General features: G+C 60.8%; 12 protein-coding genes. 3 read left to right on the plus strand and 9 right to left on the minus strand.

Annotation, left to right across the window (positions count from 1 at the left end; all coding sequences use genetic code 11):
- Window positions 1-22 precede the first annotated feature (22 nt).
- The 9 genes from MOV76_RS03320 to MOV76_RS03360 form a co-directional block, all read right to left on the minus strand.
- Entirely contained in the window at window positions 23-841 is an 819-nt protein-coding gene (locus MOV76_RS03320; RefSeq protein ID WP_247263814.1) for a phosphate/phosphite/phosphonate ABC transporter substrate-binding protein, read from the minus strand.
- Window positions 842-846: 5 nt separating this feature from the next.
- Window positions 847-1,851, minus strand: coding sequence for an ornithine cyclodeaminase family protein (locus MOV76_RS03325; RefSeq protein ID WP_247263815.1), 1,005 nt, complete (start codon window positions 1,849-1,851; stop codon window positions 847-849).
- A 119-nt stretch (window positions 1,852-1,970) separates the two neighbouring features.
- On the minus strand, window positions 1,971-2,864 hold the full coding sequence (locus tag MOV76_RS03330) for a glycine betaine ABC transporter substrate-binding protein (RefSeq protein WP_408987979.1): 894 nt from the start codon (window positions 2,862-2,864) through the stop codon (window positions 1,971-1,973).
- A 109-nt stretch (window positions 2,865-2,973) separates the two neighbouring features.
- Entirely contained in the window at window positions 2,974-4,479 is a 1,506-nt protein-coding gene (gene hutH, locus MOV76_RS03335) for a histidine ammonia-lyase (RefSeq protein ID WP_247263817.1), read from the minus strand.
- Complete coding sequence (gene hutC / locus MOV76_RS03340; protein ID WP_027686468.1) at window positions 4,476-5,243, minus strand: histidine utilization repressor; 768 nt, start codon at window positions 5,241-5,243, stop codon at window positions 4,476-4,478. The genes hutH and hutC overlap by 4 nt, the downstream gene beginning before the upstream one ends.
- Entirely contained in the window at window positions 5,240-6,091 is an 852-nt protein-coding gene (locus tag MOV76_RS03345; protein WP_247263818.1) for a MaoC family dehydratase, read from the minus strand. The genes hutC and MOV76_RS03345 overlap by 4 nt, the downstream gene beginning before the upstream one ends.
- Entirely contained in the window at window positions 6,088-6,894 is an 807-nt protein-coding gene (locus tag MOV76_RS03350; protein WP_130718988.1) for an SDR family NAD(P)-dependent oxidoreductase, read from the minus strand. Before MOV76_RS03350 ends, MOV76_RS03345 begins: the two co-directional genes overlap by 4 nt.
- Window positions 6,891-8,441: an acyl CoA:acetate/3-ketoacid CoA transferase gene (locus tag MOV76_RS03355; protein WP_247263819.1), complete on the minus strand. Its 1,551-nt coding sequence runs from the start codon at window positions 8,439-8,441 to the stop codon at window positions 6,891-6,893. The genes MOV76_RS03350 and MOV76_RS03355 overlap by 4 nt, the downstream gene beginning before the upstream one ends.
- Window positions 8,442-8,540: 99 nt before the next feature.
- Entirely contained in the window at window positions 8,541-9,566 is a 1,026-nt protein-coding gene (locus MOV76_RS03360; RefSeq protein ID WP_247263842.1) for a YeiH family protein, read from the minus strand.
- A 100-nt stretch (window positions 9,567-9,666) separates the two neighbouring features.
- Here MOV76_RS03360 and MOV76_RS03365 point away from each other — a divergent pair, with 100 nt between their 5' ends.
- From MOV76_RS03365 to MOV76_RS03380, 3 genes are all read left to right on the plus strand, one after another.
- Window positions 9,667-10,590 (plus strand): LysR family transcriptional regulator, encoded by a 924-nt coding sequence (locus tag MOV76_RS03365; RefSeq protein WP_247263820.1) that lies wholly within the window; start codon window positions 9,667-9,669, stop codon window positions 10,588-10,590.
- 519 nt (window positions 10,591-11,109) lie between these two features.
- Window positions 11,110-11,622, plus strand: coding sequence for a hypothetical protein (locus tag MOV76_RS03375; RefSeq protein WP_247263822.1), 513 nt, complete (start codon window positions 11,110-11,112; stop codon window positions 11,620-11,622).
- 112 nt (window positions 11,623-11,734) lie between these two features.
- Window positions 11,735-11,938 (plus strand): cold-shock protein, encoded by a 204-nt coding sequence (locus MOV76_RS03380; RefSeq protein WP_003550088.1) that lies wholly within the window; start codon window positions 11,735-11,737, stop codon window positions 11,936-11,938.
- Window positions 11,939-11,995 lie beyond the last annotated feature (57 nt).

Genomic DNA, 11,995 nt, shown 5'->3' on the forward strand with positions numbered 1-11,995 from the left:
ATCGGGGCGCTCGTTCGCCTGTCTACCATGGGATCCCCAATCTGCGATCGGCGTCGTCGGCTCTCTGCGAAAGAATATCGTAGGCCGACGGAGTGACCGCCGAAAATCGCCTGAGGCCAAGCCGTTCCAAAACTGCCGTTCCCTCAGGCGTTTCATGCAACGTCACCAGGCTTTGCTGTAACGCTGTGGTGATGTCCACAGGCAATGTCTGCGCGGCAACCAACAGCGGCGCGGGAAGCGGAGCGGTCGTCGCCAGAATACGAAGACCATCGATCGCATCGGGTTCGTGCATCGACAACAATTGGAAGGCGTAAGCGTCGATTGCGCCCGCATCGATCCTGCCATCCTTGAGGGCGGCGACGATGCCTGAAGGATTGAGCAGCGGTCCGACCGTCATGCTCTGCTTCATTTTCCCGGCAAACTGGCCGGCAAGGAAGGAGCGCGCCGCGTGGTAGCCCGATTGAGAATCGCGCACGGTCCAGCCCCAGCGTGCCGCAGCGAGATCGGCCACCGCGTTGACTGGCCCGGTGGAGGCGATGAGAATGTGGCTGGCATAGAGCGGCTGGTCCAAAGACCATGCCTCGCTCGAGACGGGTGCGGCAAGCATCGTCGGTCGCGCAGCCTCGCGCATGCGCGAAAACGGATAGCCGCACATGAAGACCGCACCCATGTCCGGCCTCGCCCACAATTCCGACAGCGGCGCCGGTGCTGCATGAGCGATGATCTCGAGTTCTATGCCGGACTGCGAGCTGACCAGCGCAAACAGCGCGTCCCACAGGCCGCGAATGCGCGGGCTGAGATTATACATTCTCGAACAGGCGATCGGCTTGGACATCACCATGGCGACTATGCGAACCGCAGCCGCTGGCCGATGTTCATCTCTCTTGCCTTGTCGACCATGGCGGCCCCGAGCGCCACGTCGGTCGTGCTGAGGCCGCGATGCCAAAACAGGATCGTCTCCTCGTCACTTTCGCGGCCGGGCTTCATGCCGCAGACGATCTGGCCGATTTCGGCATGCAAGTTCTCGGCCGTCACCTTGCCCTCGTCGACGTGACGGCGAAGCGCCCCGAAAGGTTTGCCGGGGCCGCATTGTCCCCAATCGTCGACGACGACCTTGTCCATGATATCGGTGAGATCGAATTCAAGCGCGCTCATCGTGCCATAGGGCACGACGAAGGCCCCCTTCTTCACCCATTCGGTCTTGAACAGCGGCGCTGGTTCCGGCAGGCGGCTGGCCTCGACCATGATGTCGGCGCCCTTGAGGCAATCCTGCCAATTGTCGGTGACAACGATCTTCTTGCCGAGATCCGCCTCAAGACGCTTTGCGAAGGCATCGCGACTTTCCGGCCGGCGCGAATGCACGCGGATTTCCTCGAAGTCGAAGAGATGGTCGAGAAGCCGGACATTCCAGTAAGAGGTTCCGCGCGCACCGATATGACCGAGAATCTTGCTGTCCTTGCGGGCGAGATATTTGGCGCCAAGAGCGGTGACGGCACCGGTGCGCATGTCGGTGATAGCAGTTGCGTCGATGATGGCCTTCGGCACGCCGCTGTTCGGGTCGAACAGGTTGAGGACCGCAAGCTCCGAGGGCAGATCGACCTTATAGTTGTCGACGAAGTCACCGACAACTTTGACGCCGGCATAGTTCAGCGCTTTGACATAGCCGCGAAGCACGTTGAAATGGCCTTTGTCGGAGCTCTCTGGCACAAGATGGACGCGCGGCTCGATGACGGTTTCGCCCCTGCCCTGCGCATCCAGCGCCTTCGACACTGCATCGAGAATCTCGTCATTCGTCAACGCCAGCGCCTTGGCATCAAGGGCGTTGAGATAATCGATCCAGATTTCCTGCATTTCCCGCTTCTCCACATTCCTGTCCGGCTGCTGAGCGGACGGATTTTCGAACAGACACCGTGAAAAGATCGCCACGCCAGGTCGCGGCCGGATCGATATCCGGCCGCGGGGCATGACAATCATTTCGGCAGCAGGCCGTTTTCCTTGAGGAAATCGACCGCCACGTCCTTGGCTTCCTCGTGGTCGGTCTCGACCTTGGCATTGAGGACCCGCATTTTCTCGTTATCGAGATGGGTGCCGACCGCTTCCAGCAGTTCGGCAACTTTCGGATTGGCCTTCAGCACGTCCTGGCGGACAACTGGGGCCACGTAGTAGGGCGGAAACAGACCCTTGTCGTCTGCCAGCGGCACGAGGTTCTTCGAGCCGATCTGCCAGTCGGTCGCTGCACCGTTGGCGACGTCGATGTCCTTTTGGTCCAGTGCATCATAACGAAGACCAAGCTTGGCAAACTGCTTGAACTCCTTGAACTCGGCATCGTAGACGCGCTTCAGGCCGGGCAGGCCATCGGCGCGATCGGGAAATTCAGCACCGCCGCCGAAGACCAGGGTCTTGGAAACCTTGGCGAGATCCGACAGGCTCTTCAGATTGTTGGCCTGCGCCGTTTCCTGCCGGACAACGATGACGTAGCCGTTGTTGATGCCGCTCGGCTTCAGCCATGTGAGGTTGAACTGCTTGGCGTAGAAATCCTTGACCTCACTGTAGACCTTGTCGGCATCGGTCGACATCTCACCCTTGACGACAGAAGCGAGCGCTGTGCCAGTATATTCCGGATAGAGATCGATCTCGCCGGCCACTAATGCCTGGTGAGCAATCAGCGTGCCGCCGAGATTGATCTTGCGCTCGACGGTGATGCCGGCATTTTCCAAAACGGCGGCGTACATTTCGGCGAGGATAAACTGCTCGGTGAAATTCTTGCTGCCGACCTTGATGGTCTCTGCGGATGCAGGCTGGAACATGGCGGCTGCCATGATGCCCGCTGCAAAGATGCCTTTTGTCCAATTTTTCATAACCATTCCCTATTGTTGACTTTTCAATGAACGAACCGACGGCATTCCCCAGAATGACCGCCGGCATGACCGGTCAGTGCCCTGCCCTTCTTGCCGGGGCAGTGGCGAACCGGGCTTATTGCGGGCCGAGCCCGATCAATGCGGCAATCGTCGCAAAATCCGGCCCTTGTGCGCGATCCTCTTCGAGCGCCGGGACGTGGGTGCGGACGAAAGCATAGGCTTCCGCCGATCCCTTGCCCAATTCGCCAGAGACGCCGCGCAGCTCGACGGCCTGTACCGACGCGATCAGTTCGATGGCAGTGAGATAACGCAGGCGCTCGACGATCGCCTGCGTCTTTGCCAAAACGCTCGGGGCCATCGATGCCTGGTCTTCGACGCCATCGGCCACAGGAATGGGTGAAAGAGATACCGGCATGGCCAGATGGCGGATTTCGGCCTCCATGGCCGAGACGGTCTTTTGCACGGTCGCAAAACCGGTACGGCTCTGGCCCATCGGGGTCAAGAAGCGCGGCAGGTCGGACATGCCAGGCGACATGATCTTCATGATCCGATAGGCGGTGCCTGCCGCGCAATGCGCCATGGCCTGCCCCAGCCTTTCCCAGGCGAGCACAAACGCGGTCATGTCAAAATTGCCGTGTGAAAGAATGACGCCCTCGGATGCGATCACGACAGGATTGTCGCCGGAACTGACGAGCTCAATCTCGGTCGCCTGCCTTGCCTCGTCGATCGCATGCCTCAACGCACCCCAGACCTGCGGCGTGCAACGGTAGCTCAAAGGATCCTGGAGACGTCTTGCTGCATCGGCGGCAAGCAAGGAGCTGCCCGAAAGTAGCTCCATCAGCTCAGCGGCGACACGGCGTTGCCCGAAGGCGGGTCTTGCAGCCAGAGCGCGATCGTCGAAGACGCTGACATTGGCTCGGAACGCTTCGAAATTAACGGCAATCGCCTTCAGGGACCAATCGAAGAGCCGCTCGATCTCCTCAAGCGCCAGACAGGCGAGGCCGATGGAGAGGCTGTTGGCCACAACAAGCACATGCCCGTCCTTCGGCGCCAATTCGAGGGGCTTCAGGCCGGCCCTTTCAAGAGCGATGGCGGCCGGCAGCACTTCGCCGCCAAGCTCGATCTCGCCGAAGCCGAGAAGCCCGCGGCTCATATGGGCAAGCGGAGCCAAATCCGCCGCACCAATCGAGCCCAATGACGGGACGACGGGATGGACACCTGCATTGATGGCGGCGATCAGACCGTGGAACACTTTCAGCGAAACGCCGGAACCGCCAGCCGCCATGCCGGCAGCCCTGACGGCCATCATCGCCCGCACGGATTCCTGTGCGAGCGGTTGTCCGACGCCGACGGCGCGGGCTTGCGGCACACGCATCTGGAACGCCACGAGGTCTTCCGTTGCAAGTCGTGTATCGACTCCCGCTCCCAGTCCCGTCGTCAGGCCATAGACCGGCAGATCGTTTGCTGTATAGCGATCGACGACGGCACGCGCCGCGACAATCCGGGCTTCGACCTCGGCGGATATCTCAATCCGCGCATGACGACGGGCAACCGCTGCGATGTCCTCGATCGTCGGCGGAGCCGCGCTGAAGATGATCGATGGAGAATGGGTGGCGCTCACTGTTTCTCTCCGAGAATGGCGACGGGCTTAGAGGGACCCTTGCTGGACCGTGCTTCCAGCCGATATTGCGCGCCGGGATAGTATAAAAGCGCGCAGGTCACGACGGCCTCGCCCGACCAGGTTCTTCGAAAGACGCGCAGGCAAGGGTGATCATTCTTCAGGCCGAGATATTTGCGTATGGCCCTATCCGGTTTGACAGCCTGGACGATATGTTCAAACGCCGTTATCGGTGCGACCTGCGTCAGATATTCGTGCGGCGTCATGCTGTGGAAGTCGGCAGACAGATAATCGGGCGCCACCAGCGGATTGACATAGCGCTCCTCGACCTGAATGGGCTGGTCGTTTTCCATGTGCACGATCAGCGAATGCATCACCTCAGCGCCGAGGATCAGTTGGAGCGCGTCGGCAACGTTAGCATCCGCCTTCATCAGCCCGGCCTTGACGACCACCGCCTTATGCGTGTGACCCCGTTCCAGTATTTCATCGGCTATGTTGCGGATTTGAAGCAGATCGACGTCGAGGTGTTTTGGCGACACGAACGTTCCGATCCCGGCGGATCGCTTGAGAACGCCCTCGAACATCAGCTCCCGCAGGGCCCGGTTCGCCGTCATGCGGCTGACGCCGAATGCCGCCACCAGTTCGCTTTCGGAGGATACCCGGTCTCCCGGCTGCAGCTTGCCCTCGGCGATGTCGGCCAGGATCTGCTCCTTGATCCTGATATAATGGCGCGCTTCGCCGGCGGCCGGTTTGACTGCTTTCGTCATGACAGCCTCGCTACGCCATTGTCGAGGATGATAGCGCTCCGCGAAGCAACGAGCCCCCTGAAGTGAATCTCGGCGCCGTTGCGCCATATCTGCAGGGTGATCGTTTCTCCGGGAAAGATCGGTGCGCTGAAACGCGCCGCGATTGCGCTCAAGCCAGTCGCCATGCCTGGATCGATGGCAGCGACGATGGCGTAGCCCGCATGGCCGAAGCTGCACAGCCCATGCAGGATCGGCCGGTCAAAGCCGCTTTTGCCGGCTGCCTGCGGATCGACATGCAGCGGATTGAGATCGCCGTTCAGGCGATAGATGAGAGCGGCGTTACCAGGGATGTCGACATTGAATTCGAAGTCCGGCTCTCCGTCCGGGACTTTGGGCAAGGGTTCAGGCGCAGATCCCGCCGAACCGCATCCACCGTCGCCGCGGCACGCGTTCGTCTGGACGATCGTCGCGATCGGCTCGTCACCGTCCGCGGTTGCGATCAGGCGCTCGAAGCTGACGAACATTCCCTTTTCAATGCCGCGATCGACTACCGAGAGGACGCGTGAGCGAGAGATCAGCGGCACATCGAGAGGAACCGGCCGGTGGATCGTCAGGCGATGTTCGGAATGCACGAGACGCGCCCAGTCGACGCCTGTCTGCTGCATCCATGGGCCTGGATGCGCTACGATATTGGCAAGGGTCGGCGCGGTCACGAGATCGCGTTCATAGACATAGCTCAGCGCCTTTTCGGCGAGCGCATTGGTGCCATAGCCAACCGACAGGGCGTAAAGGATGGCATCCCTTGCGGTAACCACATGCGTCGCCTGCGGCACCGGGAAGTCGAGGATGGATTGGGCCGACAGCGTCACGATGCGGCGCCCCCGGATGTCGAGGGTTTGCGAACGCCTCCGGACAGGCGGATGCCGCCGTCAACGGACAGCAATTCACCGGTGACGAAGTCGGCACCCTGAACAAGCCAGACAATGGCGCCGGCAACGTCTTCCGGTGTCGCGACACGGCCGAGCGGCGCGGCTTCCGAAAATCGCTTGGCAATGGTTCCATAGGCGTCCGGCCCGAGCGTGTCGCGCATCCAGCGCGTATCGATGATGCCGGGGCAAACGGCATTCACGCGGATATCGGGACCGCAGGTGCGCGCCAGGGCCAAGGTCAGCGCATTCAGCGCGCCCTTGGAAGCCGTATAGGCAAGCGAACTGCCGCCGCCGGTAAAGGCAACATTGGATGAGACATTGACGATCGCACCGCCGCCGCTGTCACGCATCGCAGGCACCGCCGCCCGACACATCTGATAGGCGCCGATCACGTTGACACCGAAAACGTTCTGAAAATCTTCGGCCGACAGCGTCTCCAGATCGAAAGGATCGGATTTGACTGTCATTGCGGCATTGTTCACCAAGGCGTCGAGCCGCCCCCATCGGTTGACGGCGGTCGCGACCATTCGGCGGCAAGCCGCGTCATCGGCAACGTCGGCCTGGACGATCTCCACCTCCGCGCCCAGGCTGCGGCAGATATCGCCGGTCTCATCGGCCTCCTTCTTGCTGCGGCTGTAGTTGACGACCACCCTGGCACCGCCCTCGGCGAATTGTTTGACGCATGCGGCCCCGACGCCCGTTGCCGAGCCTGTGACGATGATGGCGGCTCCATCGATTTTCATGGGGCAAAGTCCTTCATGGCGTGGGGCGAAAACAGACGCGCATCCATCTGCTTCAGCCGATCTGACACCGCGACGCTCTTCGGCAGGCGACCGAGAACATGGGCGGCAAGATCGATGCCGGGGGCAAACTCCGTCAGCATCAGGCATCCGTCGATTACCCGAAAGACAGCCCGCTCGGTGACGACGAGCTGTGATTGCCCTTCCGGCGCAAAGGCTGGGCTCGAACTGATCTGGTCGACATCATCGACGATCTTGCAAACTCTGCCGTCTTTGACGATGTCGAGCCTGCCGTCGGCAACCGCAATTTCAGCGCCACCGGCCGAAAACGCGCCGAGATAGACAACGTGCTTGGCCGTCTGCGAAATATTGGTGAAGCCGCCGACCCCGACGATGGAATTGTTGAAGCGACTGACATTGACCGCACCGTGCCGATCCACCTCGGCCATGCCGAGGAAAGCGATATCGAGGCCGCCGCCGTCGTAAAAATCAAACTGCGATGCCTGTGGGATGATGGCGGTCGGATTGACGGCGGCGCCAAAGGACAGCTCCTCGGCCGGCACGCCGCCGATGACGCCGGATTCGATCGTCACCGTATAATCGTCAAATCCCTCTTCGCTGGCGATGCGGCCGATCCCGGCGGCAATGCCGATGCCGAGGTTGATGGTTGGGCGATTGAGCGGCGCCAGCTCCAGGAAGGCACGTCGCTGAATAATTTTATCGACCGACAGTGGCGCCGGCTGCAGGCGGCTCATCGCCATCCGGACGCGCCCGGTATAGGCGATATTGTCCGTCTCGGCGAAACTGACGCCGTGCTGGGCCGGATCATCGCAGACGACGACATAATCGACCAGCACCGCCGGGATGCGAACATCGCCCGGCGGCAGCGAGCCGCGTTCGGCAATCCGCTTGACCTGCACGACGACGATACCGCCGGAGTTTCGGCCCGCCTGCGCCATGGCGAGCACGTCGAGTGGGAACGCCTCGTCCTCGAGGGTGATGTTGCCGTCTTCGTCGGCCGTCGTTCCGCGCAACAGCACGCAATCGAGCGGCATCGACGGATAAAGCAGCCATTCCTTGCCGCGCAACGACACACGCTCGACAAGCGCGCGCGGTGTCGTCGCATTCATGCGGCCGCCGCCATGAAGCGGATCCATGAAAGAGCCGAGCCCGATATGGGTGACCACTCCAGGCTGACCGGCGGCAATCGCCCGATAGAGCTGCGCGATGACGCCCTGCGGCCAGCAATGCGCTTCAATCTTCTCCTCGATCGCCAGCCTGCCAAGGCGCGGCGTTCCGCGCCATCCCCCGGCAATCACGCAGGCGACGAGGCCTTCATAACCGAAGTGCCCCATGCCGCGCGTCTGACGATCGCCCGTGCTGGCAGCAAACAGAAGTGTCAGGTTGCGGGGTCTTCCAGAGGCGAGGAAACGCTCCTCGACGGCCGCCGTGATGGCTTCGGGATGGCAGCATCCTCCAAAACCCGAAGCAGCGACATTCATCCCGTCTTCGAGAAGATCCGCAGCTTGCTGTGAAGAGATGACCCGCATGACGATCTTTGCTTCCCCGGCCTGTATATACAGGCTAGCCGCCGATCGTTTGTAAGGCAACTGGAATCTTTGCCAGTATTTTAGGCATACCACCTTCAATCAGACGATATTCAGCAGTCCAATCAGGCAAAGCCCGAGAGCCGCCAGTGCCAACAGCGACAGCGCCGCCGCCGCGAGGACACGACCGCCGGTATGGGCGACGGATCTGACGTCGACGGAGAGACCCAAAGCGGCCATGGCGGTGACGGTGAAGGTGGCGGAGACAGCCGACATCCCGGGCAGCAGCGGCGCCGGGATCGCGTCGAGAGAACGAAGTGTCGCCATGGCTGCAAAACCGAGGATGAACCAGGGGAGAACATGGCGGAGATTGACTGAAGAGCCGCCAGCGCGGCGGCCATGAACTGCACCGAGCAGAAGGATGACCGGTCCGAGCATCATCACGCGGATCAGTTTGACGAGCGTGCCCACCTGGGTGCTGACGGCTCCGGCAGAGGCCGTGGCCGCCAATACCTGCGGGACGGCATAGGCTGTCAGGCCTGCGAAAACGCCATATTGTACGGCGCTCAGACCCAAGAGGAGATGAAGAAGCGGCAGCGTCAGCACTGCCCCGATGCCGAGCAGCGCGGTAAAGGCTATCGAGGCCGCGATATCATCCGGTTTGGCGCCGATCAGGGGCGCTGCTGCGGCAATCGCAGAATTGCCGCAGATCGAGTTGCCGCAAGCAACCAAGGTCGCCAGGCTGGCCGACAGTCCGAAGAGCCGTCCGATCAGAAAGCTGCCGGCCAAAGACAGAGCAACCAGAACGGCAATTCCGCCGACAAGCGGGAGCCCAGCCTGCCGAATGGCAGCCGTGCTGAGCGAGGCGCCAAGCAACACGACGGCAATTTCGAGAAGCGTCTTGGCGGCGAACTGGATGCCGGGAATGAAAGTCTGCGGCAGACAGACCGAAGAGCGCACGGCAATGCCGATCAGAATGGCAAGCACGAGGCTCTCGATCCAATGCGAGCCGAAAATCATCAACTGCAGCCGCTCAACAAGATGCACAGCGAGCGTGACCACCGCACAAAGAACGAGTCCCGGCAGGACGGCAGGAAACGACGGGGAACGGGAGGCGGAAACGAGCATCGGCAAGACCTTGCGGAAGGACTGCACTGTCCCACACCCAATTGTCGACTTCCATTAAATAGTTTAGTATGATTCATTCGGTAAAATCGAACGATTGATCATGACATTTGAACAGCTTTCCATTTTCGTCGCGGTTGCGGAACGCGAGCATCTGACCAATGCTGCCTCCGCGATCGGGCTGACGCCATCGGCCGTCAGTTCGGCGATCCGCAATCTCGAGGCCTCCTATGGCGTCGAGCTTTTCCACCGCGTCGGACGCCGCATAGAGCTGACATATGAGGGACGGGTGTTTCTGGGGGAGGCAAGAGCGACGCTGGCGCGCGCCAAGGCGGCAGCACTCGTCTTGTCCGATCTCGGCGGCTTGCAAAAGGGGGAACTGGTCGTTTTTGCAAGCCAGACGATCGCAAGCTACTGGCTGCCGGCGATGCTGATGCGTTTCAAGATCCGCTACCCGGGCATCGACCTGAAGCTGATGATTGGCAACACGACCACGGCGGCAAAAGCGGTTCTTGATGGATTGGCCGAAGTCGGCTTCGTCGAAGGCAGCGTTGACGAGCCGGCGCTGAATATTCAGCCGCTTGCCGAGGACGAACTCCTTGTCGTTGTCGGTCCGCGTCATCCCTGGGCGCGTGGCAAGGCAATTGCACCGACTGACCTGGTTTCAGGCACGAAATGGGTCATGCGGGAAAAAGGGTCCGGAACCCGGTCGGCTTTCGAGGCGGCGATTTCCAATCTCGGCATAGCCCCCGGAAATCTGGCTGTCGCGCTTGAACTGCCGTCGAACGAGGCGGTCATATCGGCAGCAAGAGAGGGCCTGTGCGCGACGGTCGTCTCAGGTGCCGTGGCGGCGCCGCTCTTGACGCAAGGTCTTCTGGTGAAGGTGCGCTTTCCTCTGCCGTCCCGGCAATTTGCAATCCTGCGGCATAAGCAAAGGCACTCCAGCCGTGCCTCATTGGCGCTGGAAACGATTTGCCGCGAGGATAAAGCTGCCGAAGTCAAAAATGGGGAGGACTGGGCGCTCTAGAGCCTTTCCGGGTTAGATTGAAGCATTCTGCCGGAGCAGGTTTTCGTCAGGGCAAAGGCGATTGGCGACGGGCATACCTCTTGGTACGTCCGAGCCGATCGCCTTTGCCCTGGCGGAAAGATGCCAGCCCTTCGGGTTGGCTGAAACGGGCCGGCTGATCGACCGGCCGGCTTGGCCGTAGAGCTGGGCTACGACGCGCGCCGGCCGGTCGACCATCCGACTCCGTTTGAGCCAACAGAATGCTTCAATCTAACCCGGAAAGGCTCTAGGTGCGGATCCTCAAGAGGTTGTCTCGGTTGAGGCCGAGGCGACTGATGGGTGTTTTTGATTTCAGGCTGCCGTGCGGACGAGCCCGCGAAGGCCCCGGCGAAGGTTCCTTTTCGCGAGATGGTGGTTGCTGCGAGCCCAATCGATGCTTCCCGTATGGAACGAAAACCACGTGCGGCGGTTATATGACCGCCTTCCTCCTCAACAACCGAGCGTGGCGGTCCTGATGTAGCGCGATCGAAAGTGATTCATATGATCAAAGTCCTTGCATGCTCCATCGCCGTTGCGACGGCCGCAATGGCAACGGCAGGCGCCGCCCACGCCGACGAATCCGCCTTCTTGAAAACACTGGCTGGAAGTTGGAGCGGTAACGGGACGGTGAAAGTGCGGACAAATGCACCCACCATTAAAGTCACTTGCCGTTTCAAATCGGATGCGAATGCAAGCTCCCTCGCACTCAATGGGCGTTGTACCAGCCTTGTCGTTTTTTCCCGCGTCATCAGCGCGAACCTCAAGGCCACTGGTGACACCTACACTGGCTCCTACGTGGGCGCGGGCACCGGCACCGCGGGTCTTGGCGGAAAGCGCGCTGGTAATGCCATAAGCCTCGCGATCAGATGGGCGAAAGAAGTCAACGGCGATCGGCGTGCGCAGATGACGATCGAAAAAACCGGAGCATCGGGCATGCGCCTCACAACCATCGATACCGACCCTGCTACCGGTCGATCGGTTGTTACGAGCCGCATTGAGCTTCGTCGGATCTGACGTCTTTTTGCGTTCAAAAAGCCGCGAGTGTGCTAAAGGGTTGATAGAGAAGCGTCGAAGCTATAGTTTCGCCTTCGCAAATCGTCGAACGATACAAGGAAATATTTATCTCATGCCGACAGGTACCGTTAAATTCTTCAATGACGACAAGGGCTTCGGCTTCATCACCCCTGAGGGTGGCGGACAGGACGTTTTTGTTCACGTGTCTGCGCTGCAAAGCGGTGGGTCGCTCCGCGAAGGCGACAAGGTCAGCTTCGAAGTTGGCCAGGATCGCAAGACCGGAAAATCGAAGGCTGAGAACGTCTCGACTCTCTGATCGAAAATCGATGGCCCAACCTGCATTGAGCGGGTTGGGCTCATCGTCACGAGCCGC

Source organism: Rhizobium sp. PRIMUS64 (assembly GCF_023006465.1).
GTDB classification, from domain to species: domain Bacteria; phylum Pseudomonadota; class Alphaproteobacteria; order Rhizobiales; family Rhizobiaceae; genus Rhizobium; species Rhizobium leguminosarum.

What these genes read in the sequence shown, in the direction of transcription:
- MOV76_RS03320 (WP_247263814.1), bottom strand. Translation starts at nt 841, where the DNA reads ATGGTGATGTCCAAGCCGATCGCCTGTTCGAGAATGTATAATCTCAGC.
- MOV76_RS03325 (WP_247263815.1), bottom strand. Translation starts at nt 1,851, where the DNA reads ATGCAGGAAATCTGGATCGATTATCTCAACGCCCTTGATGCCAAGGCG.
- MOV76_RS03330 (WP_408987979.1), bottom strand. Translation starts at nt 2,864, where the DNA reads ATGGTTATGAAAAATTGGACAAAAGGCATCTTTGCAGCGGGCATCATG.
- hutC (WP_027686468.1), bottom strand. Translation starts at nt 5,243, where the DNA reads ATGACGAAAGCAGTCAAACCGGCCGCCGGCGAAGCGCGCCATTATATC.
- MOV76_RS03350 (WP_130718988.1), bottom strand. Translation starts at nt 6,894, where the DNA reads ATGAAAATCGATGGAGCCGCCATCATCGTCACAGGCTCGGCAACGGGC.
- MOV76_RS03355 (WP_247263819.1), bottom strand. Translation starts at nt 8,441, where the DNA reads ATGCGGGTCATCTCTTCACAGCAAGCTGCGGATCTTCTCGAAGACGGG.
- MOV76_RS03360 (WP_247263842.1), bottom strand. Translation starts at nt 9,566, where the DNA reads ATGCTCGTTTCCGCCTCCCGTTCCCCGTCGTTTCCTGCCGTCCTGCCG.
- MOV76_RS03365 (WP_247263820.1), top strand. Translation starts at nt 9,667, where the DNA reads ATGACATTTGAACAGCTTTCCATTTTCGTCGCGGTTGCGGAACGCGAG.
- MOV76_RS03375 (WP_247263822.1), top strand. Translation starts at nt 11,110, where the DNA reads ATGATCAAAGTCCTTGCATGCTCCATCGCCGTTGCGACGGCCGCAATG.
- MOV76_RS03380 (WP_003550088.1), top strand. Translation starts at nt 11,735, where the DNA reads ATGCCGACAGGTACCGTTAAATTCTTCAATGACGACAAGGGCTTCGGC.